The sequence below is a fragment of the Pseudomonas sp. TH39(2020) genome (assembly GCF_016650715.1).
GTDB classification, from domain to species: Bacteria; Pseudomonadota; Gammaproteobacteria; order Pseudomonadales; family Pseudomonadaceae; genus Aquipseudomonas; species Aquipseudomonas mandelii_C.
On record NZ_JAEKFF010000006.1, the window covers coordinates 1,029,407 to 1,052,204 of the forward strand.

21 protein-coding genes and 1 pseudogene are annotated in these 22,798 nt (G+C 59.4%); 6 read left to right on the forward strand and 16 right to left on the reverse strand.

Annotated elements, in window-relative coordinates; genetic code table 11:
* Positions 1-91: 91 nt before the first annotated feature.
* The 7 genes from JFU47_RS12690 to JFU47_RS12720 all read right to left on the reverse strand — a co-directional run bounded on the left by JFU47_RS12690 (position 92) and on the right by JFU47_RS12720 (position 5,629).
* Positions 92-1,081, reverse strand: coding sequence for a FecR domain-containing protein (locus JFU47_RS12690; protein WP_201183337.1), 990 nt, complete (start codon positions 1,079-1,081; stop codon positions 92-94).
* Positions 1,078-1,641 (reverse strand): RNA polymerase sigma factor, encoded by a 564-nt coding sequence (locus JFU47_RS12695; protein WP_201183339.1) that lies wholly within the window; start codon positions 1,639-1,641, stop codon positions 1,078-1,080. Before JFU47_RS12695 ends, JFU47_RS12690 begins: the two co-directional genes overlap by 4 nt.
* 4 nt (positions 1,642-1,645) lie before the next feature.
* On the reverse strand, positions 1,646-1,972 hold the full coding sequence (locus JFU47_RS12700; RefSeq protein WP_201183341.1) for a DUF3325 domain-containing protein: 327 nt from the start codon (positions 1,970-1,972) through the stop codon (positions 1,646-1,648).
* Positions 1,973-3,553: a PepSY-associated TM helix domain-containing protein gene (locus JFU47_RS12705; RefSeq protein WP_201183343.1), complete on the reverse strand. Its 1,581-nt coding sequence runs from the start codon at positions 3,551-3,553 to the stop codon at positions 1,973-1,975.
* Positions 3,550-3,855: a DUF3649 domain-containing protein gene (locus tag JFU47_RS12710; protein ID WP_201183345.1), complete on the reverse strand. Its 306-nt coding sequence runs from the start codon at positions 3,853-3,855 to the stop codon at positions 3,550-3,552. The genes JFU47_RS12705 and JFU47_RS12710 overlap by 4 nt, the downstream gene beginning before the upstream one ends.
* Before the next feature lie 202 nt (positions 3,856-4,057).
* Positions 4,058-4,468, reverse strand: a complete 411-nt coding sequence (locus JFU47_RS12715; protein ID WP_123365331.1) for an HPF/RaiA family ribosome-associated protein — start codon at positions 4,466-4,468, stop codon at positions 4,058-4,060.
* A 213-nt stretch (positions 4,469-4,681) separates the two neighbouring features.
* Positions 4,682-5,629 (reverse strand): LysR substrate-binding domain-containing protein, encoded by a 948-nt coding sequence (locus JFU47_RS12720; RefSeq protein WP_123365330.1) that lies wholly within the window; start codon positions 5,627-5,629, stop codon positions 4,682-4,684.
* A gap of 135 nt (positions 5,630-5,764) precedes the next feature.
* On the opposite strand from JFU47_RS12720, the gene JFU47_RS12725 reads away from it, so the two are divergent.
* The 3 genes from JFU47_RS12725 (at position 5,765) to JFU47_RS12735 (ending at position 9,030) form a co-directional block, all read left to right on the forward strand.
* The gene (locus JFU47_RS12725; protein ID WP_140684256.1) at positions 5,765-7,141 is read left to right on the forward strand and encodes an L-serine ammonia-lyase; all 1,377 of its coding nucleotides are present in this window, start codon (positions 5,765-5,767) and stop codon (positions 7,139-7,141) included.
* A 59-nt stretch (positions 7,142-7,200) separates the two neighbouring features.
* On the forward strand, positions 7,201-8,502 hold the full coding sequence (locus JFU47_RS12730) for a serine/threonine transporter (protein ID WP_201183347.1): 1,302 nt from the start codon (positions 7,201-7,203) through the stop codon (positions 8,500-8,502).
* Positions 8,503-8,712: 210 nt separating this feature from the next.
* Positions 8,713-9,030 (forward strand): DUF3509 domain-containing protein, encoded by a 318-nt coding sequence (locus JFU47_RS12735; protein WP_123365327.1) that lies wholly within the window; start codon positions 8,713-8,715, stop codon positions 9,028-9,030.
* Here the strand turns inward: JFU47_RS12735 and JFU47_RS12740 are convergent.
* Complete coding sequence (locus JFU47_RS12740) at positions 9,027-9,527, reverse strand: phosphate-starvation-inducible protein PsiE (RefSeq protein WP_008150634.1); 501 nt, start codon at positions 9,525-9,527, stop codon at positions 9,027-9,029. The two genes, JFU47_RS12735 and JFU47_RS12740, sit on opposite strands and share 4 nt — an antisense overlap.
* 359 nt (positions 9,528-9,886) lie before the next feature.
* Here JFU47_RS12740 and JFU47_RS12745 point away from each other — a divergent pair.
* A pseudogene (locus JFU47_RS12745) lies at positions 9,887-10,141 on the forward strand (YebG family protein); the annotation flags it as partial.
* 162 nt (positions 10,142-10,303) lie between these two features.
* Here JFU47_RS12745 and JFU47_RS12750 read toward each other — a convergent pair.
* The 4 genes from JFU47_RS12750 to JFU47_RS12765 all read right to left on the reverse strand — a co-directional run bounded on the left by JFU47_RS12750 (position 10,304) and on the right by JFU47_RS12765 (position 14,638).
* A complete protein-coding gene (locus JFU47_RS12750) occupies positions 10,304-11,413 on the reverse strand; it encodes a dihydrolipoamide acetyltransferase family protein (RefSeq protein WP_201183349.1) in 1,110 nt (369 codons plus the stop codon).
* A gap of 16 nt (positions 11,414-11,429) precedes the next feature.
* Positions 11,430-12,416 carry an alpha-ketoacid dehydrogenase subunit beta gene (locus JFU47_RS12755; RefSeq protein WP_123365325.1) on the reverse strand — a complete coding sequence of 329 codons (987 nt, stop codon included), beginning with the start codon at positions 12,414-12,416 and terminating at the stop codon, positions 11,430-11,432.
* Positions 12,409-13,503 (reverse strand): pyruvate dehydrogenase (acetyl-transferring) E1 component subunit alpha, encoded by a 1,095-nt coding sequence (gene pdhA, locus JFU47_RS12760; protein ID WP_207202907.1) that lies wholly within the window; start codon positions 13,501-13,503, stop codon positions 12,409-12,411. Before pdhA ends, JFU47_RS12755 begins: the two co-directional genes overlap by 8 nt.
* A 115-nt stretch (positions 13,504-13,618) precedes the next feature.
* Positions 13,619-14,638: a Glu/Leu/Phe/Val dehydrogenase family protein gene (locus JFU47_RS12765; RefSeq protein ID WP_123365323.1), complete on the reverse strand. Its 1,020-nt coding sequence runs from the start codon at positions 14,636-14,638 to the stop codon at positions 13,619-13,621.
* A 183-nt stretch (positions 14,639-14,821) separates the two neighbouring features.
* Here JFU47_RS12765 and JFU47_RS12770 point away from each other — a divergent pair, with 183 nt between their 5' ends.
* Positions 14,822-15,625: a SirB1 family protein gene (locus JFU47_RS12770; protein ID WP_201183353.1), complete on the forward strand. Its 804-nt coding sequence runs from the start codon at positions 14,822-14,824 to the stop codon at positions 15,623-15,625.
* 111 nt (positions 15,626-15,736) lie between these two features.
* Here the strand turns inward: JFU47_RS12770 and maiA are convergent, their stop codons facing one another.
* The 3 genes from maiA to hmgA are packed head-to-tail and all read right to left on the reverse strand — an operon-like array spanning position 15,737 to position 18,997.
* On the reverse strand, positions 15,737-16,372 hold the full coding sequence (gene maiA, locus JFU47_RS12775) for a maleylacetoacetate isomerase (protein ID WP_123365321.1): 636 nt from the start codon (positions 16,370-16,372) through the stop codon (positions 15,737-15,739).
* 12 nt (positions 16,373-16,384) lie between these two features.
* On the reverse strand, positions 16,385-17,689 hold the full coding sequence (fahA, locus tag JFU47_RS12780; protein ID WP_201183355.1) for a fumarylacetoacetase: 1,305 nt from the start codon (positions 17,687-17,689) through the stop codon (positions 16,385-16,387).
* A gap of 3 nt (positions 17,690-17,692) precedes the next feature.
* Positions 17,693-18,997: a homogentisate 1,2-dioxygenase gene (gene hmgA, locus JFU47_RS12785; protein ID WP_201183357.1), complete on the reverse strand. Its 1,305-nt coding sequence runs from the start codon at positions 18,995-18,997 to the stop codon at positions 17,693-17,695.
* A 164-nt stretch (positions 18,998-19,161) separates the two neighbouring features.
* Between hmgA and JFU47_RS12790 the strand changes: the two genes are divergently transcribed.
* The gene (locus JFU47_RS12790; RefSeq protein WP_201183359.1) at positions 19,162-19,959 is read left to right on the forward strand and encodes an IclR family transcriptional regulator; all 798 of its coding nucleotides are present in this window, start codon (positions 19,162-19,164) and stop codon (positions 19,957-19,959) included.
* Positions 19,960-20,329: 370 nt separating this feature from the next.
* Here the strand turns inward: JFU47_RS12790 and JFU47_RS12795 are convergent, their stop codons facing one another.
* Positions 20,330-22,732 carry a dermonecrotic toxin domain-containing protein gene (locus tag JFU47_RS12795; RefSeq protein ID WP_201183361.1) on the reverse strand — a complete coding sequence of 801 codons (2,403 nt, stop codon included), beginning with the start codon at positions 22,730-22,732 and terminating at the stop codon, positions 20,330-20,332.
* Positions 22,733-22,798: the final 66 nt, after the last annotated feature.

Sequence of the window (22,798 nt, forward strand, 5' to 3'; positions counted from 1 at the left end):
TTTGATCTGACGCCTTCGCGAGCAGGCTCGCTCCCACAGGGAATGCATTTCAAATGTGGGAGCGAGCCTGCTCGCGAAGAGGCCAGCAGCCTCAGCGCAAAATAATCAGATGCCCCATCACTTTGGTCTGCTCAAACCCCAAAACGCCCTGCAACGAACTCAACACCGCTTGCGGATCCTTGCTCGGAAAGCTGCCACTGACTCGCCGCGCCGCCAGTTCATCGTTGAGCAGCACAATCCGTCCCGGGTAATAACGCCCCAGGTCTTGCACCACGTCGGCGAGAGTCACCTTGTAGTAATTAAGCCATCCCTGACGCCATGCCAATTGCGCTTCGCTGTCGACCGCATGGAGTTTTTCCGCCGAACCCTCGCCATAGGCCACTTGCTGGCCAGCGATGAGGATTTGCTGCGCGGCGTTTTTGTCCGCCGTCACACCAACCCGCCCGGACAACACCGTGACCTGCGCGCCGTGCGGTTGCAGGCGCACTTCGAACTGAGTCCCCAGCACCCGCGCCTGGCCTTTTTCAGCGTCCACCACAAACGGATCGCCGGTGTGGGTCACGCTGAAAAATCCGGCGCCGCGCCGCAGCTGAACGTGCCGCTCGCCACGACTGAAATCCACCGCAATTGCACTGTCGGCGTCCAAGGTGACTTGCGACTGATCCGCCAGCGTGACGGTGCGAATTTCCCCCGGTGCCGACACATAGTCCGCGCCCAGATCATCGACCCAGCGCGACGGTTGCCAGCCAGCACCGAAGCCGATCATCAGCACCATGCACGCCGCCATCGCCAACGCACCGGACCAACGCCGAACGCTGGTACGGCGCGAGCGATTCATGGTGTTGAGGTAACCCTGCAAGGCAAACGCGTCTTCATCGGCCAATGTTCGGGCCGGTGTTTCGGTCAATTCCCACACCACTTGCGCCTGGGCGTAAGCCTCGGCATGGGCAGGGTCGGCCTGTAGCCAATGGCTGAAAGTGGCCTGATCGCCGCTGCTGGGCTGATCATGCAACAAACTCAGCCAGGCGAAGGCTGCTTGTTCCTGAGCCGGCGTCGGGGTGACACGTTCGGTGTTGTTCACAGTGCTTTCCCTGGCGTGCGCGGTTCGGGTTCCCGCAGGCTGGCCTTGCAAGCCTCGAGGGCGCGCATCATATGTTTTTCCACGGCGCTTTGGGACAAGCCCATGGCCTTGGCGATCTCGGCGTATTTGCGCCCGTGAATACGGTTGAGCAAAAAGATCTGCCGCGTGCGCTCAGGCAGCGCGCGCAACGCCGCTTCGACGTGACGCAAGTCGTTGCCGGCCTCCAACGCCGCTTGCGGTTCGCTGCCGTGGCTGTCGGGTTGAGCCGGCATCCAGCCCTCGTTGACCCGCACCCGCGTGCCTTCGCTGCGCAAATGGTCGATGGCGATGTTGCCGGCGCAGCGCAACAGGTAAGTGCTGAGCTCTTCAACCTGCACCAGCGGCCGACGCCAGAAACGCAGGAACAAATCCTGCACCAGATCCGCGGCGGTCGCCCGACAACCCACACGACGGCTCACCAGCGCTTCCATTTGCGAACGCTGGGAAAGGAACACCTGCAGGAAATGCGCACGCGCACCGCGATGCTCATCGTCATGGGATTCCGGGGGGCTGGTGATCATCCGTTCAGCACCGCGCAAACGCGGCAACGGGGCTGGCGAGCAGACTCAAACCCGCCAACACCAGCGCCAGACGCGGGCGATACGGCATCAATAGCACCAGCACCAGAGCGCTGAGCATCAATACGGCAAACCACTCCACCAACCCAAGCCCCCAACCCGTCGACAACACCGCAGCCCACAGTGATAACGCCAGCAAGAGCCAGCCACTGAGTTTCATCCCTTGGCGGCGACGGGCCGAGGGCTTGCGCCCCAGCAGTTCGGCGTGATGCCGATCCATGGATAAACACAGCGCGGTGAAACCGCCGTAGCACAGCAACAAGGCCAGGAACATTCAGTGCGCCTCTTGCTCAAGCATTATCGATTTCGCCCGTGGTCGGGTGACGATTCCAGGCTGCCCTGCGCGCTGCATTTTCCACGCAGCCCACGCGAAAAACAGACCACTGCCCAGGCACGTCAGATCGAAACCGACCATGGCCCAATCGCCCTGAATCAGGGTGACGCCCAAGTGATAAGGCGTGGTCAGCGCGTTCAGCAGCGGCACCGCACAGAACAACAGCGCCGCCAGCGTCAACTGTTCGACCCACGCTGAGCGACCACGGCGGACCATGGCGTGCAACACACTCAAGCCCCAGACGATGAAGAAGCCGTTCACTTCCCAATCCGCCCGCCCGGGCATTCCGACCGGCAACAATCGATTGGCCCAAAAGATCGCCGCCACCGCGACCATCAATCCCGACATGCTGGCGATGTTCAGGACTTCCACCAGTCGCAACTCAAATGGCATCACACCGCTCTTCACATGTTTGAGCTGACGCTTGCCGAGCCAGATCACCAGCCCGGTACCGATCATCGCAGTGCCCGCCAAACCACAAATGAAGTACAGCCAGCGCAACACCGGACCGGCGAAATGGCCCATGTGCAAGCCGTAGAAACTCCCGGCAATCGCCATCGGCAGCGCTTGCTTCGGAGTCGTACTGAGTAGCTGCCCGGTCACGCCGCTGAATGTCACCGCGCTGCCAAAGTCGTGGACCACTCGGTCGGCGCCGTCACGCGCAAGAATGACCGAGGCATTCGCATCACCCGGATTGTTCACCGTCAGCCACCCGGTTCGCCCGCCCGACCACTGCTCGCGGGCCCGTTCCAGCAGCGGTGCCAACGGAATCAACTGGCCCGGTTTGCCTGCCATCTCGGGCGTATTGGACGCCGGAAACACCTCATCGTAAAACGCCTCGACATCACCTTTGTACGAGGCAAGGATGCTCGCCGGCATCACCATCGCCATGAAAATCACCAGGCTGCTGTAAGTGATCATCAGATGAAACGGCAACACCAGAACGCCCACCGCGTTGTGCCCGTCGAGCCAGGAGCGCTGGCCCTTGCGCGGGCGGAAGGTGAAGAAGTCCTTGAAGATTTTCTTGTGGGTGATGATCCCGCTGATCAGCGCGACGAACATCACCATCGCGGCGATCGTCGACAGCCAGCGACCCCACGGATAGGGCATCTGCAGCTGAAAGTGGAAGCGGTAAAAGAACTCGCCACCGCGTGTGTCCCGGCCCTGCACTTCTACGCCGGTTTGCGGATCGAGGCGTTTTTCGGTGAATTGACCGCGCGTGCCGGGCTTGGCCGGTGCTTGCTGCCACCTCACCGACAGCCCGGGTTCGCGAGCATCCGGTAAATCGATGAGCCATCGCGAGGCACCCGCGGCTTGCTGCTCAAGGTAGTGCTGGGCCAGGGTCAGACTGGCTTCGGAGGACAGCGAACGGGCGGGAATTTCCGGCTGCATCCAGTGGCTGATCTCATCCTTGAAATAGGCGAGCGTGCCGGTCAGGAAAATCGCGAACAGTAGCCAGCCGAAGATCAACCCGGCCCAGGTGTGCAGCCAGGCCATGGCCTGTCGAAAGCCCTCTTTCATGAGTGGCCCATCCAGTAGGCCAGCCCCGACACCGCTGCCAAAACCACACTCGGCACAATCAATCCGAACCAGGCTTGCCACGCACTGCGACAGGCAAAGCACCAGAGTACGGCGACCAGATACGCCAGAAACGAGGTCATCATCCCGGTGACCACCGCTTCGCCGCGAGCCATGGGCAGCCACATCGTCAGGCTGACACTGGCCAATGCCGCGACGAGATAACCCCCCAGCACAGCGGCCAGCACTCGGGAAGTGACGGCCAGTCGGTAGGAGTCGGGGAGCGAGGTGATTTTGCCTTTCATGTTTCGACCTTGAAACGGGTGAGGCCTCGTGAACGTCACGGGGTCAACAAGGTCGCAATAATAATGATAAATATTCTCATGCGCAAAACAGATCCGACGGGATCGTTGTTACAGCAGTCAGCGGTCAGTCAGCACAAACAAGAACGGGCCTGCATAAGCAGGCCCGTTTTCAGTGGTGGAAAGGTAAAAATTAAATCAGGCTTCAACCGTTTTGTGCAGCCTGTTCGTTCTCGAGAAACTCTTCTTCCAGCAGCACATCAGCATGAGCGCCCCTTTCGAACGGCACCACAGCGGCACGTGGTTTGCCCCGCAGTTTGCCGAACAGGTGCTCAAGCGCATGTTCGAGTTTTTCGGCCGCCCCGTCGATCGCCAGTTCCAGGGAGTCGGCTTTATGGGTTACAGAAATCGGTTGGTGGCCTTTTGGCCGCGCTTCCAGCTGACAGCGCATGTCATGGGGACCGGGCTTGTCGCCGTTCTCGTCCCGCAGATGAACCTCGACGCGTGTCAGGTCCTCTTCATAACGTTCGAGCGTGCTCTCAATGGTAGTACGTACCCACTCCTCCAGTCGGATGCTGCCTTGAATATGGTTATCACTGTTGACTTGGATTTGCATAGTTCATCCCTTATTTCAGCTAGCTCGCGAGAGGCACATCGGCTGGCCCTTGGGCGTCATCACCGTGACCTCTTACTTACACAATCGGTCTGCTCGCAGAACAATTCAACCCCTAAAAAAAGATAATTTTTCATACGCAAAAAAAGCCGGACAAGGAGCAAAAGCGCTGTTAATGTCGGGAGTTGGGTCGCCTGACTCTTTTGTCACAATTGCTCACATCTGCCGCTCCGCCAGCGGATGCAGGCTTCGAAATATCCCCGCCTCCTCCACCAGCCAGTCATGCACCGCCCGCACGCCTGGATGGCTCAGCGCCCCAGGCGCATAGAGCAGCACGTAACGCTTGTGATTGGGTACTGCCAGGCCAAACGGCACGATCAACGTCCCCCGCTCCAACTCGTCATTGAGCAACGTTCGCCGCGCAATCGCCACACCCATCCCGGCAATCGCCGCTTCGATGGTCAGGTGATTGCGATTGAAGGTATGCCCGCGCCGCACGTCCGCACCCTCGAAGCCGATGGCATTGAGGTAGAACTCCCATTCCGCGTACTCGTAACTGCCCCGCCAGGCGGTGATGTCGTGCAACAACGGAAAATGCAGCAGGTCCGCCGGCCCATGCAGCGGCGGCCGGCCGCGCAGCAGGCTTGGGGCACAGACGGGAAAAATCTGCTCGTCGAGCAAGGTTGTGGATAACAAACCGGGATAGCTGCCGTCATTCAGGTCGATGGCCAAATCGAAGTCGCCTTCGTGTAATGGCACGCTGCTGTCCTCGGCCACCAGGCGTAATTGAATGTCCGGAAAGCGCTGCTGCAACCGCGGCAATCTTGGGGTCAACCACTTGCTCAGGAATGATGGAATCGAGCGCAGCCGCAAAATCCCGCTGATCATTCCGGCGTCCAGTCGTCGCAATTCCGCATCGATGCTGCCGTAAGCCTCGTTGACCGTGATGGCCAGTCGCTGGCCTTCGGCGCTCAGTTCCACACCGCGAGCGCGACGGTGGAAAAGTCGAAACCCCAGCCGTTCTTCCAGTTGTCGGATTTGCTGACTGACCGCACCCGGCGTGATGTGCAGTTCTTCGGCGCATCGAGTGAACGACAAGTGCCGCGCGGCACAGGAAAACACGTGCAGCCAGACGTAAGTCTGGGCGTGCAATTGGCGACTCATTGTTTAGTCCTGCTAAAGGCTGTCTTAGGAAGTTTCGTTGGTCACGTAGGACCGAGGTAGGCAGTATCGCCGACATTGCGCTTGTCCTACAAAAATGGCAGCGATTTCTCTTCCATTGCTTGTATAGGCTTTAGCATGGCTATCAGTGTTTTCGATCTCTTCAAAGTCGGCATCGGTCCGTCCAGTTCCCATACCGTCGGCCCGATGCGCGCCGCCGCGACCTTCGCCCAAGCCCTGATTGACCAACAATTACTGGCCGACGTACGGCGCGTAGAAATCCGGCTTTATGGCTCGCTGTCGGCGACCGGCGTCGGTCACGCCACCGACCGCGCCTGCGTCATGGGCCTGATGGGCGAGTGGCCGGACAGCATCGATCCCACGTCCATCGACAGTCGAATCCAGACCCTGCGCGAAACCGGCGAACTGTCTCTGGCGGGCAAAACCACCATCGCCTTCAACTGGCAACGTGACCTCCTGCTGCTCGACGAGAGCCTGCCCTACCACCCCAACGCCATGTCCCTGACAGCCTTCGGCGAAACCGGTGAGTTGTGGGAGCAAACGTACTACTCGATCGGTGGCGGTTTCATCATCGAAGCGGCCGAAGCCGAGTCCGGCATCGCGCCCACCAGCGACGTGGTGCTGCCGTACGATTTTTCCAGCGCCGCCGAACTACTCAAGCTCTGCAACCTGCACGGTCTGCGCGTTTCCGAATTGATGATGGCCAATGAATTGGCCTGGCGCAGCGAAGCCGAAATCCGTCAGGGCCTACTGCACATTTGGTCGGTGATGCGCGAATGCGTCGAGCAAGGGCTGCGCCATGAAGGCATCCTGCCCGGCGGTCTGAATGTTCCCCGTCGCGCTGCGAAACTGCACCGCAGCCTGTTGGAAATCGGCAAGCCGAATGTCATCACTTCCACGCTATCGGCCATGGAGTGGGTGAACCTGTTTGCCCTCGCCGTGAACGAGGAAAACGCAGCGGGCGGGCGCATGGTCACGGCGCCGACCAACGGCGCGGCGGGGATCATTCCGGCGGTGCTGCACTACTACATGAAATTCAACCCGGACGCGTCGGACGATGACGTGGTGGCGTTCTTTTTGGGCGCTGCGGCTGTAGGCATTCTCTGCAAGAAAAACGCGTCTATCTCCGGCGCCGAAGTTGGATGCCAGGGCGAAGTTGGCTCCGCCTGCGCCATGGCCGCCGCCGGGTTGGCGGACGTGCTCGGCGCCACGCCCGAGCAATTGGAAAACGCCGCCGAAATCGGCCTGGAACACAACCTCGGCCTGACCTGCGACCCGGTCGGCGGCCTGGTGCAAGTGCCGTGCATCGAGCGCAACGCCATCGCCGCCGTGAAGGCGATCAACGCTACGCAAATGGCCCTGCGCGGCGACGGTAAACACTTCATTTCCCTGGACCGGGTGATCCGCACCATGCGCGATACCGGCGCCGACATGCATGACAAATACAAAGAGACTTCACGGGGCGGCCTGGCTGTTAGCTGGGTGGAGTGCTGAGGAGCACTCCCTGACCGTCCGCACGTGAGCCCGAGCAAGAACAATAACGAGGCCAAACGATGACCGATGTACGTACACCTGCTGCCGATAACCCAGCTGTAGAACTCAAACGCGACACAGCAACAGCCACCAAGGGCTGGAGCAAACACGACACCACCTGGATGCTCGGTCTTTACGGCACCGCCATCGGCGCCGGCACGTTATTCCTGCCGATCAACGCCGGCGTGGGTGGCTTCTGGCCGCTGCTGATCCTGGCAGTGCTGGCGTTTCCGATGACCTACTTCGCCCACCGCGGCCTGACCCGCTTCGTGTTGTCCGGGCGCTCCGGGGACATCACCGAAGTGGTGGAAGAACACTTCGGCATCGGTGCCGGCAAGCTGATCACGCTGCTGTATTTCTTCGCGATCTTCCCGATTCTGCTGGTGTACAGCGTGGCGCTGACCAACACCTTGAGCAGCTTCATGGAGCATCAGTTGCACATCGCCCCGCCACCACGGGCGATTCTGTCGCTGGTGCTGATCCTCGGTCTGATGGCAATCGTCCGTTGCGGCCAGGGTGTCATCGTCAAATGCATGAGCGTGCTGGTTTACCCGTTCGTTGCGGCGTTGCTGCTGCTCGGTCTGAGCCTGATCCCGAACTGGAACGGCGCATTCTTCGCCACCGCCAGTGAAGGCATGCCGATGCCCCTGTTCTTCAAGACGTTGTGGCTGGCGATCCCGGTGATGGTGTTTTCGTTCAACCATTCGCCGATCATCTCTGCCTTCTCCGTCGATCAGAAACAGCGTTACGGCGAACAGGCCGAACGCAAAAGCAGCGGCATCCTCGCCATCGCCCACGCGATGATGGTGGTGACGGTGATGTTCTTCTGCTTCAGCTGCGTACTGGCCTTATCACCGGCGGATTTGGCGGCTGCCAAGGCTCAGAACATCTCGATCCTGTCGTACCTGGCCAACCACTTCCAGACACCGGTCATCGCTTACGCTGCGCCGCTGATTGCGCTGGTGGCAATCACCAAGTCCTTCCTCGGCCATTACATCGGCGCCAGCGAAGGCTTTCAGGGCCTGATCGTGAAAAGCCTGCGCGGTCGTGGCCGGGTGATGTCAGCGAGCTGGCTGAACCGCGTGACCGCGCTGTTCATGATCCTCAGCTGCTGGGCCGTGGCGACGTTCAACCCGAGCATCCTCGGCATGATCGAAACCCTCGGCGGGCCCATCATCGCGTGCCTGTTGTTCCTGATGACGATGTACGCCATCCGTCGAGTGCCAGCCTTGCGCCAGTACTCGGGTCAGGCCTCGAACGTGTTCGTGGTGGTGATCGGTTTGATTGCACTGTCTGCGATCATCTACTCATTCATGCCCTGAAACGGGTAGGCAAAAAGAAGGCGGGCCACTGGGCCCGCCTCTTTTTTGCCGTGTCTATTGTTCGACAATTTTTCCGGCATGCCCCTTGCTATGACTCCTACGCGATAGGGAAAAAAGTAATGAACATGGAATGCCGGTGGTCTGGTGTTGCGAACTAATCCCGATCACGGTGGGTCAACAACTGCACGTTCAATCAGGCGGTAACGCAAAATGGACAACCCTTTTCAGCTCATTACCGATGCTTTTGCACCGGATTATCAGATCAACCTGAGCATTCAGGGTCTGGATGGCAGCATCATGCTGACCCTGTCCAACAGCGGTCACGTGGTCGCCAAACGGATGATCAGCGCCGAACAACGCAATGACCCCCAGCGCCTCAAACGTCTGGTGCAAAGCATTCAATTCGGCATCGCCATCGAACAGGGCCACAGCGCCGTGGCCATCCTCGAAGCCATGACCGACGGCGACAATCACAGCCTGCCGCCGCCACGCGTCAAGGGCCACAGCCGGCCAGCCATGCGGTTTTAAAGCTCGCCCTTCTCGACTTCGGGATGCTCACCGGAACCCGCACCGATCTTGCGTTGTGGGTGTTCGATCTTCACCGAAGGAAATTGCGACGAAGCGTAACGCACCACCAGAATCGAGAACGCCAGCAGCAGAATCCCGCCGCACAGGTAGATGATGCCGATATCTGGCGGGTTGTGGTGCGAGACGTTGGAGATCAGCAATCGCGTCAGCGCAGTGATTGCCACGTAGATCAGGAAACGCACCGGCATGTGGTTGGTCTTGAAGTAAATCCCGACCATCGCCCCCAGTTCCAGGTAGATGAACAGCAGCAAGATGTCATCGATCTTGATGTGCCCCGCCTCGATCATCTGCAAAAACTCCATCACCGCCGCCCACGCGGTGACCGCACCGATGGCGAACAGCGCCAGGTAGTGGAAGGTCTCGACGAACAGGTTGCCCAGGGACTCGGCCAGTTGATGCACGTTCTGCCGCAGGTTCTCGGCCCAGTTGATTTTCACGATGATTCTTCCTTAGCTCGGTTCGAGCGGATGATGCGGGTTTGACGTGACGGTTGTTCTGCATGCAGAAAAAAGGCCAGAGGCTGCTGGGTGAGATGGCGATGGGCTGCTACTGGACACTTTTGTGGTGTCTGGACTGGCGCCTTCGCGAGCAGGCTCGCTCCCACAAGGAGCAAACCATACCCTGTGGGAGCGAGCCTGCTCGCGAAGGGAGCAACTAGGTCCACCTGACAAACGCCAAATTCGGTCTACATTAAAAAGCCACTACCCAAAGCGCAGGGATTCGCTTATCCTTTTCGCTGTATATAAATACAGTGGTCGAATAAGACAACTTAATGTGAAGGCATGTGAGGTGGTGAATGGCCGTCGAAGTGGTATACCGCAGCAGCCGAGATCTGGAGCGCTTGTTCATGGATAAAGCCGAAGCTGACCGTCATGACAAAATGCTCGAACTGGCCGAATTGCTGGCTGAAGTGTTGCAAAAAGCCGTTCCGTCCCTGACCGAACAGCAAGTGGAAGAAGCCGGGATCTACATGGCGAAGAATCGCGATGTGTTCGCCAAGGCGTTCAAGAGCCAGCCGGACGCGTTGTCCGAATTGCTGAACGCGCCTGCTGAAGTCGTTGAAAAAGCTGCCCCCGTTGAGGCACCTGCACCTGTTGAAGTCGCTGAGCCGACCAAGCCAGCTAAAGCGCCCAAGGCTGCCAAGTAAGCAACGCCCGAATTGAATAGGCCCTGAGTCAAATGACTCAGGGCCTTTTTCATGTCTGCGATAAACCTAAGCTTCGGGTTGCTCCAGCGCCTCGACCAGGGCCTTGAAGAAGCGTGCCGCCTCCCCGCCCGTCACCACGCGATGATCGAAAGTCAGGGACAGTGGCAGGACCGGATGCACCACCACCGCGCCATCGACCGCCACCGGTTCGTCGCGAATCGCGCCAGCGGCGAGGATTGCCACTTGCGGCGGCACCACCACCGGGTTGGCGTAGCGCCCGAACAAGGTGCCGAAATTCGACAACGTCAGAGTCGCCCCCATCATTTCCTTCGGAGGAATCGATCGCGCCTGCACGTCGGCCCTTAATCGCATGACGCCTTCCTTCAAGTCAGCCGGGCTGCGATGACCGACATCGCGCAGCACTGGCACGAACAAGCCGTCCGGGGTGTCCACGGCGATGCCCAGATCGAGCCGTTCGTGTTGTTTGAGCGACAGGCTTTTGCCATCGAAGGCACTATTGAGCACCGGCTCCACGGCGCACGCGGCCGCCATCGCTTTGGCGAGACGAATCAGCGGTTCGCGTGCCTGCCCCCAGCGATGCAGGTCGGCGTCACCGAAAATCGTCACCGGCACCACCTCCGCATGGGACCGCGCCATGTTCAACGCCATGCTGCGCCGCACACCGCGCAACCGTTCACCGCCGAAGCGATCCAGTTCAGTTTGAGCCGCGTTTTCCACATCCGTACGGGTGATCAGCCCCTCGTGGCCGGAGCCCGTCAACCCGCTCAACTCCACGCCGAGTTGCCGGGCCAGTTGCCGCACGGCCGGCGTGGCGCGAGTCGCCAGGTGCTCTCGGGTCGAGGGGGCCGCCCCGATGAAAAACGAGTCCTCCTGACTGCTGCCGCCACCTTCGAGTCGTCCCACTACGGTGCCCGCATCGGCTTCGCCTTCGTAGCCGAGCAAGGGTTCACCGACGTGAATAATGTCGCCCTCACCGCCGTAGAGTTTTGCCACCACGCCGTCGTATGGCGCGGGAATATCCACCAAGGCTTTGGCAGTTTCCACCGACACCAACAGTTGATCGGCCTTGACGGTATCGCCAACGTTGACGTGCCAGCGGACGATTTCCGCTTCCTGCAAACCTTCGCCCAGATCTGGCAGTTTGAAATATTTCATCAAGGCCTCCGTGGGTTCAGGCGAAATTCAATACCGTGTCACAGGCGTGAAGAATGTCTTCGACGTTGGGCATATAGAGCGACTCCAGTCGATACAGCGGCGGCGGAATGTCCGGCGCCGTGACTCGCTGAATCGGCGCCTGCAATTCCAGCAACACCCGCTCATAGAGGCTCGCGGCGATTTCCGCACCGACGCCGCAAGAGCGCGGCGCTTCATGAACGATCACGCAACGACCGGTCTTGCGCACCGAGGCTTCCATCGTGTCGAGGTCCAGCGGCTTGATACTTGCGACATCAATCACTTCCGCCGAGACGCCCCGCTCGGCCAATGCGGTGGCGGCTTGCAGGGTTTCCATCACACTGGCACCCCAACTGATCAACGTAATGTCGCTGCCTTCGCGCAGGGTGAAACAGCTGTCCAGCGGCAGGCGTTTACCGTCATCCACCAGCGTTTGCGGGTTCATGCGATAGAGTCGGGTCGGTTCGAGAAACACCACCGGGTCCGGGTCATCGATGGCCGCCAGCAACAAGCCATAAGCCCGGGCCGGCGATGACGGAATCACCACCCGCAGACCTGGAATGTGCGCGAACAATGCTTCAGTGCTTTCGCTGTGATGTTCCGGCGCGCGAATCCCTGCGCCCATCGGCGTGCGCATCACCATCGGGCAGGTGATCCGCCCGCGCGTGCGATTACGCATGCGGCTGGCGTGGGACACCAGGTGTTCCATGGCCGCGTAGATGAAACCCATGAACTGGATTTCCACCACCGGTTTCAAGCCCTGAGCGGCCATGCCGACCACCAGTCCGCCGAGCATGGTTTCGGCCAGCGGCGAGTCGATGACTCGCTTGAAGCCAAAGCTGTCACGCAGCCCTTGGGTGGCTCGAAACACGCCGCCGTTCACTCCGACATCCTCACCGAGGACGATGACGTTCTCGTCTTCACTCATCGCCCGATGCAGCGCGAGATTCACCGCTTCCAGCAACGTGACTTTGCCGTTACTCATGGCTCGAATCTCCAGCGCGGCGTGCCGCTCTTTCGAGCAACTCTTCACGCTGCCCGGCGAGGGGCGCCGGCCATTGGGCGTAGACGTGATCCATGATCGATTCGGGTGCCTGAATACCCGCCGCTTCGAAGTTATCCACAGCGCGCTGCACCAAGCCCTGGCATTCGCTGATCAGCGCCTGTTCGCGGCTTTCGTCCCACACACCCTGGTCGACCATGAAACGTTGCAGGCGTTTGACCGGCTCTTCGAGCCAGGCCTGCTTGACCTCGTCCGCCGGCCGGTAGCGTGTGGCATCGTCAGCGGTGGTGTGGTCGCCGAGGCGGTAGCTCAGGCATTCCAGCAACACCGGGCCTTTACCGTGACGCGCCCTTTCGAGGGCCACGTGTACTCGGTCGTAAACCGCGAGCATGTCATTGCCGTCGACCTGCTCACCGTGGAACCCGGCACCGATCGCTTTCTGTGCCAGGGTCGGGGCGCCGCACTGAATCCGTCGTGGCACCGAGATCGCCCATTGGTTGTTATTGACCACGAACACCACCGGCAACTGCCAGGCACCGGCGACGTTGAGGGCTTCGAGGAAATCGCCCTTGCTGGTGGCGCCGTCGCCGCAGGTGGTGACGGCGACCCGATGTTCGCCACGGATTTTGAATGCACTGGCAACGCCGCAGGCATGCAAGGCCTGGGTGGCAATCGGCACACAGATCGGAAAGTCCTGGGCCGCCGCCGGTTCGGCAAAGTCGCTGCCGCGCTCGTCGCCGCCCCAGTACAGGAGGATTTCTTCCATGCGCACCCCGCGCATCAACTGCACGGCGGTGTCACGGTAATACGGAATCAGCACGTCTTCGGCGTGCATCACGCTGCCGACGGCGACGCCAATGGCTTCCTGGCCCAATGTCGGCGCATAAGTGCCAATGCGCCCGGTGCGTTGCAGGGCGACGGCTTTCTGATCGAAAAGGCGGGTCAGGACCATCTGCCGATAAAGGCGCGTCAGCAAATTGAAATCGTCGGCCCAGGCAGGAAGTTCGCCGAGCAATTGGCCGTCAGGGGATAAAAATCGGGTGTAAGGCAGCTCAACCTTGTGAGGCATCACAGGGGCTCCTGGCACGCCGCGTCAGCGTGCATCAGTCAAGCCTGACGCTTGTGGCGCCAGGCCTTGGGAGCAAGTCTGCCGGATAGGCCCTCACTCCTTCATCGGTTCAACCTCATCGATACAGCACTTTCTCCGCCAACTCGTCCGCCACCCGTGCAGGTGAGCGTTTTTCTGCCTGGGCATGGGCGAAGACTTCGGTCAGCCGTGAGCTGATTTTCGACAGGTGTGCGGTGATGGTCGCGAGCTCTTCGCCGCGGTGTTTAAGCGAAACGTAGATCAGCCCGCCGGAATTGATCACATAGTCCGGCGCATACAGAATGCCCCGCCGCTCCAGTTGATCGGCGACTTCCAGATGGGTCAGTTGGTTGTTCGCCGAGCCGGCCACCGCCGCGCAGCGCAATTGCGTCACGCTGTGGCTGTTGAGCACACCACCGAGGCCGCAGGGCGCGAGAATGTCGCAAGGGGTGCTGAGCAGCGCGTCGTTGGCGATCGGGTGAGCGCCGAGTTGCTCCATCGCCAATTGCACTTTGCCGTGATCGATGTCACTGACCAGCAGTTCGGCTCCGGCGGCGTGCAGTTGTTCGGCTAGGGCATAGCCAACGTTGCCGAGCCCTTGAATCGCCACTCGCAGGCCTTCGAGGTTATCGCTGCCCAGCCGGGCCATGGCGGTGGCACGAATACCGGTGAACACGCCCATCGCCGCGTGCGGTGCAGGATCGCCCGCCGAGGTGGTGCTGGTGACGTGCTGGGTCTGTTGGGCGATGCAATCCATGTCCGCCACCGAGGTGCCACTGTCGATGGCGGTGATGTAGCGGCCGTCGAGCTGATTGATGCAACGCCCGAAGGCTTCGAATAGCGCGGCACGGTTTTCCACATGAACCGGTCGAACAATCACCGCCACGCCGCCGCCCTGAGCCAGGCCGGCCAGCGCCGCCTTGTAACTCATGCCTTGGGCGAGGCGCACCGCATCCTCGACGGCGGACTCGTCGCTCGGATAGGCAAGGTAACGACACCCGCCGAGGGCAGGCCCCAGACGGCTGTTATGAATGGCAATGACCGCCTTCAACCCGGTGACCGAGTCAACGCTCAGATGCAGGGATTCAAGGCGAGTGCTTTGCATGAGAGCGAACATCGTAGGGCTCCCGAATCACTTCTTGTAGTCGCCAGTATAGGCTTGCGCTCGAAAATTGCAGAAGCGCACCGGAATAAGCGACGCCGCCATGCAGACTTTCGGACATAACCTGCAACCGCCCATGTTCCGCACTGGACGAATGGCGGAGACGGGGCTAAAACGAGGCATTGCCCGGAGATTTTGATGACCCCCCGCCAACGTTTTTTCGACTGTCTGCAACGTTCACCGCCCGCGCTGTTCGAGGCGGCGCTGTGGATTGCCGCCGAACACGACAGTGCGGTCAATCCCGAAACGGTGCTGAACGATTTCAAGGACCTGCAACAACGGGTCAGTTATGGCTTGCCGATGTTGCCGGTCAGCGAGTTGGCCCAACCGTTGTTACGGCGTATGAATGACATGGGATTCGCTCAGGACGACTCCACGCCATTGCGTCCGCAAGTCGCGCTGGTCAATAAAGTACTGGAACGCAGACGCGGGCAGCCGCTGAGTCTGGGATTGATTGCCCTGGAACTGGCCAAAGGCCTGGAAATCCCCATGGTCGGGGTCAACTTCCCCGGGCATTTCCTGCTGCGGGTACCGGGCGCCGATCACCTGCTCGACCCATGCGGCGGGCGTCGTTTGTACCCCAACGATTGCCGGGAACTGCTGCAACGCCAGTACGGCCCGAACATGCAGCTTGGCGCCGAGCATTTGCTCACCGCCGAACCGGTGCAAATGCTGCAGCGGCTGTCGCGCAACCTGCGTCAGTTACACCTTTCTAACGATGACTACATCGGCGCTCTGATCGACGCCGAACGAGTACTGGAGCTGGGCAACGCCAGTGCCTCCGACTACCTGGCCCGGGCCAGCCTCTATCAACGGCTGGATTGCCCGAACGCCGAGCGCTTTGACCTGGAGCATGCCCTGCTGCTTAGTGACGACCCGATTCAGCGGATTCGCCTGACTGAACGGCTAGGGCACCTGCCGCCAAACTCAATCGTCCACTGATCCCTTGTGGGAGCGAGCCTGCTCGCGAACGCGGTGTGTCAGCTGCATTAATGTCGACTGACACGCCCTCTTCGCGAGCAGGCTCGCTCCCACATTGGCTGGTGTGAAGTGTTAAGGAGTGTCTGGCTGGTTCGCCGGATGCGCCTTGATGAATGCCGGATGCGTCGCCGCCAACGCCGCCACTCGACGAATCCGCGGATACGCCTCAAGTGAAATGCTGAAGCGCTCGGCCGCGTACAGCTGCGGAATCAGGTAAACATCCGCCAGCCCAGGCGTCGGACCAAAGCAATAACCCTCATCGCCGATCAACTGCTCCACCGTCGCCAATCCTTGGCTGATCCAGTGCCCGATCCACTCCACCACTTGCGGTTCATCGTGCCCCAACTGCCGCAGCTTGTTGAGTACGCTGACGTTGTGCAGTGGATGCACATCGCAACCAATCACTGCCGCCACGCCACGCTCATGGGCGCGAGCGGCGAGGTCTTTGGAGAGCAGCGGCACCTGTGGATAACGCTCCTCCAGGTATTCGATGATCGCCGGCGACTGGATCAGCAGTTCACCTTCGTCGGTGCGCAAGGCCGGCACCCGGCCTTGCGGGTTGATGCCGAGATACGGCGGCTGTCGATGCTCGCCACCTGGCGGCGCGATCAGATTGATCGGCAGCGCCTGGTAATCCAGCCCCTTGAGCGCCAACGCAATGCGCACCCGATAGGACGAAGTCGAACGGTAGTAGGTATAGAGTTCCATGACCCGACCCTCTTAGCGCGCCGGCAGCACTTTGCCGCGGCATTCGCCGAAACCGATGGAGGCAAAACCCTCGCGGCTGCAACGAGCCCGCAGGATGATTTCGTCGCCGTCCTCGAGGAATTTACGCACCTCGCCAGACGCCAGTTCGATCGGCTTTTTACCGCCCTCGGTGATTTCCAGCAGGCTGCCGAACTGACCGTTCTCAGGCCCCGACAACGTGCCCGAACCGAACAGGTCACCGGCCTGCAACTGGCAGCCGTTGACGCTGTGGTGCGCGACCATTTGCGCCACGGTCCAGTACATGTGTTGGGTATTGCTGAGAGTCAGGCGATGGGCCGGCAGTTTTTGCTCGCGCAGGCCTTCGGTGAGCAGCAGCACTTCCAGTTCGATGTCGAAGGCACCCGCCGCTTGATCGCGTTTGTCGAACAGGTACGGCAGCGGCTGCGGATCGCCTTCCGGACGTGCCGGCTGAGCGCGACGGAACGGTTCCAGCGCTTCGGCAGTCACCACCCAAGGCGAGATGCTGGTGATGAAACTCTTCGACAGGAACGGCCCCAGCGGCTGGTATTCCCAAGCCTGAATGTCTCGCGCCGACCAGTCGTTGAGCAGGCAGAAACCGGCGATGTGATCGGCGGCGTCACCGATGGCGATCGAGTCGCCCATCTCGTTACCCTGACCGATCCAGATGCCCAGCTCCAGCTCATAGTCCAGACGTGCGCACGGGCCAAAAGTCGGCTCAGTCTGACCGGCCGGCAGGGTCTGACCCTTCGGACGACGCACATCAGTGCCGGACGGGCGAATGGTCGAAGCGCGACCGTGATAACCGATCGGCACGTACTTGTAGTTCGGCAGCAACGGGTTGTCGGGACGGAACAGTTTGCCGACATTTTGCGCGTGCTCAATGCCGACGTAGAAGTCGGTGTAGTCGTTGATTTTCGCTGGCAGATGCATCTCGCAATTCGCCGCCAGTGGCAGCAGTTTTGCGCCCTGGGCTTCGATCTTGCCGTGCAGGGTGCTGCCTTCTTTGAACAGTTCCAGCAGGCGTTCGCGCAGGGCAACGCGAGCGTCACGACCCAGTTCGAAGAACGCGTTCAGCTGACCGCCACGGGTGGCTTCGACTGCAGTTTTTGCGACGCCATCGAACAGCCCGGAGTCCAGTGCAGCTTCCAGGTCAAAGATATGTTCGCCAATGGCAACGCCACTGCGCGGTGCCGAACCCTTCACGCTGAACACGCCCAGCGGCAGGTTCTGCAGAGGGAAATCAGCATGGCCGTTGGCGGAGGCAACCCAGCTACGAGTGATGGAAGTCTGAGTCATGGGTTATCTCCGGGTCGGGTCGAAAGTGGCGGGCAGCGTGGCCCAGCAGGCATCGTAGTTGTTTTGCAGTTGCGGGCAATCCAGGGCGAATCGGCTCGGGCGCAGCACCTGGCTGGTCTCGAACATGAAGGCCATGGTGTTGTCGATTTTCGCTGGGGCCAGTTCGGCGTTGATCGCCTTGGTGCAGGTCTCGCCGTCCGGGCCGTGAGCGCTCATGCAGCTGTGCAAGGAGGCACCGCCGGGCACGAAGCCTTCGGCCTTGGCATCGTACTCGCCCTTGATCAGGCCCATGAATTCGTTCATCAGGTTGCGGTGGAACCACGGTGGCCGGAAGGTTTTCTCGGCGACCATCCAGCGAGGAGGGAAAATCACGAAGTCCAGATTCGCCAGGCCATGCACGCTGGTTGGCGATGTCAGGACGGTGAAGATCGACGGATCCGGGTGATCGAAACTGACCGTGCCGATGGTGTTGAAACGGCGCAGGTCATATTTGTACGGCACGTTATTGCCGTGCCAGGCGACCACGTTCAGCGGCGAATGATCAAGTTCGCAGCCCCACAACTGGCCGAGGAATTTCTGCACCAGCGTGGTCGGTTGTTTGAGGTTTTCGTAATGCGCGACCGGCGTCAGGAAGTCCCGCGCATTGGCCAGACCGTTACTGCCGATCGGCCCGAGGTCGGGTAGGCGCAGCGGCGCGCCGTGGTTCTCGGCAATGTAGCCGCGAGCTTGCGGGTCAAGCAGTTCAACGCGAAATTTCAGACCGCGCGGCAGCACGGCGATTTCCAGCGGCTCCAGTTCCAGCACGCCCAATTCGGTGGCGATGCGCAGACGCCCCAGTTCCGGCACCAGCAGCAGCTCGCCGTCGGCGTTGAAGAACACGCGCTCCATGGAACGGTTGGCGCGGTAGCTATAAATGCTGATCCCGGCCGGTTTTTCCGCGCCAGAGTTGGCCGCCATGCTCACCAGACCGTCGATGAAATCGGTCGGCTCGCTCGGGATGTCCAGCGGGTTCCAGCGCAGGCGATTGGGGGTCACTTCACCCAATGGGCCGCCAGCCAGTTGCCGATCCAGTTTGACGAATGCCGGGTGATTGGCCGATGGCTGAATGCGGTACATCCAGGTGCGCCGCGCTTCGCTGCGGGCCATGGTGAACGCTGTGCCGGAGAACAATTCGGTATAGAGGCCGTAAGGCGCTTTTTGCGGGGAGTTCTGGCCGACGGGCAGTGCGCCAGGCAACGCTTCGCTACTGAATTCGTTGCCGAAGCCGGACTGATAAGCCAGCTCGGGCGCCGTTGAATCGAGGTTCATGGAGCCTCCTGAACAGGGAGTAGGCATGGCCCGTCGCTCCATTCAAGAGGTCTCGGCACGCCCGGGTTATTTTTATCGTAATTCGATTACGCTTAACGTAATTTGATTGGTATTGACCGTCAAGCTATAAAGACGCCCATTCGTCCCGGGATCAGACCGCCTCCATGGAAACGCCGCGCAGCAACGATAAACAGAAAGTCCGCTCGGCCGAGGTCGGCACCGACATCCTCAAGGCCCTGGCCGAGTTGTCGCCATCGACTTCACTGTCGCGCCTGGCCGAACACGTACAGATGCCGGCGAGCAAGGTTCACCGCTATTTGCAGGCGTTGATTGCCAGCGGTTTTGCTGAACAGAATGCTGCCACCAACCACTATGGTCTCGGCCGTGAAGCCTTGCGTGTAGGGCTGGCAGCACTCAACAGTATGGACGTGCTGAAGGTTGGCGCCCTGCCCTTGGCCGAGTTGCGTGACGATCTGAATGAAACCTGCTTTATAGCGGTGTGGGGCAATCAGGGCGCAACCGTGGTGCACATCGAACCGGCGGTGCGCGCGGTGACGGTGGTGACGCAGTTGGGTTCGGTGTTGCCGTTGCTCAGTTCGTCCACAGGGCTGGTGTTCGGTGCTTTTCTGCCGAAACGGGAAACCGTGGACCTGCGCGAGCAGGAACTGCACAACGCCGCTGACCACGTCTTGGCGGACGATCAGACCTATGCAGCCTTATGCGAAAAGATCCGCGAGCGTGGCCTGCATCATGTGCATGGTTTGCTCATGCCGGGGGTGGACGCCTTGTCGGCACCGGTATTCAACGCGGTAGGGAATGTAGCGGCGGTCATGACCATTGTCGGTCCGACCTCACTGTTTCACGCTGACGAAAACGGCCCGGCGGCGCAGCGGTTGTTGGCTGCGACGCGGTCCGTGAGTTGGCGGATGGGGTATCAGCCGATCCCGGTTTCATCGACATGAGATTTGTGCAGCACAATGGTATTCAACGTATTAAGCCAATTTCCTGTTCGATGAATACAAGACACTTATCCCGTTATATCGGTGCCGCTATATTTACTTGACAAGTACGACGGCACTTATCACGCCAAAACATACAGCTAATAACCAAACAAAACATCCCAACCGCTCATAAAAATTCCACCATTCACCCATGTACAATATTTAACTCAGCACCACACAAACAACTTCATCAAACATTATCAAGCAAACTTTAAAAGACACTTTTAAAGTTAAACAATGTAATGCATCAGACGACCAGACAGTCATTGCCTTCGCCGCGGACCATGGATGGGTGAACGTGATATACAGGAGGGATATCTTGTCTCAGCCGTTACAGCAGACGAGTTTTGCTGTCGAGGGCTTGTGGGTCATCGAGAATAGCTTGAATGACCTCGAGCGCCTGTGAATGCAATTTCTCGTGCCCGGTCGCCTGGGTGTAAAACTTCTGAACCGAATACACATCACCCAACAATCCGATAAGGTCTTTCTGCAACTTGGTTGGCTGGCCCTTGCTGTAACCGGCTTTACCCAGCGACGCCAGTTCGATCAGTGCATCCAGAAAATGCCATGCCGCAGTGGCGCGTTCCCCGTCGTTATAGGCTTCGACACCGTCCAGCACACTTTTGGTGAACAACATCACACTCATTGCAATGCCCACCGGCGGAATCACCACGCTGACAACAGTGGCCGCAGCCTGCACCGCGCCGAACGACAGCTTGAAGATGATCTCGTCAAGGCTTTCGGTCTTTTCATCGACATCGAAAATCGTGCGAAAAATCACATCGTTATAGCTGCTACCCAGGTCTATGACGCGACTGTCGCGTGGCAGAACCGGGGCCTCATTGAAGTTGCCAAGCTGTTCCAGATCGGTGATGTACGTACCCACCACCCGCTGATCCTTATTACGAACCCGGTCATAGAAATAGTTGCCGAATTTGAGTTTCTTGACGGCGGATACAAATTCCGAATGCGGACGAATCAGTCGGCCGTCAGGTGCGTCAGGCGTATACAGGAACTCCTCAATCCGATCACCAAAGACCAATCGGAAAACGAATACGCCGACCACCAGTCGGTCTTGCAAATACAACTTGAACATTGCGCTGAAGGGAACATGACGCGGTTCTTCAGTCATGGGACTCCTTCGTGTATCAATTTTTTCCAGGGCTTCAATCACCTTCAACAGTTCCCGATACTGCTCGTCAGTCAAACGACCGTTAAAACGTTCCTGCATCACCCCCACTTTCATTTGGCGGCGCTGGACTTCCAGGTGAACCATTCGTTTAAGCGCACCCTCGGGATGGCTACTATCCAAATGCTTCGAACGCAGCATTTCGATGTACTTTTCGCCCGGGCGCAGCGTACGCGACAAGCCGGCAATATCCCGGATATCAAGTGTGCTGATTGGCGGATGATCATGTTCCAGGGTAAATCGCGGATAGCTCCAAGGCGTTTGTTTTTCATTCGCGTAAAAATGCGTTTCGGTGCTGATCAGTTCGGTCAGCGTCATACCCAATTGCGGACTGACGGATACAAAGATGCGATCAGGATTGACCGTTGCCCGCTCCCCCCTGTCAGCCAGCACTTGCTCGATACGCTGTTTAATCAGATCGAAGCAGAACTGGCCGTAGGGAATAAAACCGCCCTCACGTGTGGCAATGACCTGCAAGGCCTTGAGTTCGCACCGAGTGCGGGCAAAGTTCTGGCGTTGAGCGTCGGAAGCCGTGCGATAACCGTAAGGTGTCCGGGACTCTTCCTCGGCCACTCGCCAGGCGCGAATGTTTTCAATGGTGGCAGTCAGGACTTCAGCGCCTTTGTAAGGCGATGCAACCAGGCTCACTCCTTTCCAGGTACTCGGTAGACGTTCGACCTGTTTCAGATAGGTGGCAATGGCTTCTCGATCCACAGCGTGGGACTGCCAGGTCAGGTAGTCCCGACCTTTGCCATCTTCTGTCCATTCGCCAACCCGCACGCCTACTCCTCGCAAATCCTGGCATTCGTACCAGTCCTGTCCACCTGGCGAGCCTGGCGCATACAGCAAGAAACCGTCCTGACCATCGCGTCTTGCGACCAGAATCAACTGCTGAAGCGCACGCGTGTTGTCGATGAGGCGCACCCCATCAATGGTGAATACCAGGTCGCCGTTCAAGGCAGAGAGAATCCGTGCGAAGTTCTTGTCGTTGATGTGCCCCTGATGGCGAGCAGCCAACGCACTCAGCAACAGGCGCTGGCTCATGACGTTCTTCAAGGCTTGCATGACTTCTTGACGCTGATACCGAGAACGAAACTGGGCACCGTAGGAAGCCTGGGCATCGTTGGTCATCATCTCTTCAAACCATTGCTGATTCAGCTCGGCGGGAAGTCCGTCACCCTTGAATACGAGTTTGGCCCTTTGCCCCTCCTCGTAAAGACCGTAGATGAACTGCTCGGTCAGGGTGCGAGTATCTTCCTGCTCGATCTCCCGCCCTCCTGCCTGGAATGTATAACGGGCATTACACACAATTTCATCGGCATCCAAGTCCTGGCCAAACTCCCATTTAATGTTCAGATTGGCGATACTACGGGCATAGTCTTTGAGCGAGCTGAAGTGCCCCAACTGTTTTTTCAACTCAGTCTCTCTCGCAACCAGCGATGCTTCATGCGCTAAATAGAGTTCGCGATCATACTTAGTTATTCCGTCCAGCCACGAGCGTATTGCGTTGGCAACCAACGTCTTTGCATTAAATAAACTATTCATATTCATCGTCCCTTGTTAACACGTTTATGCCTGACTTGGTGCCAAAGCACTTAGCGAGAACTTACT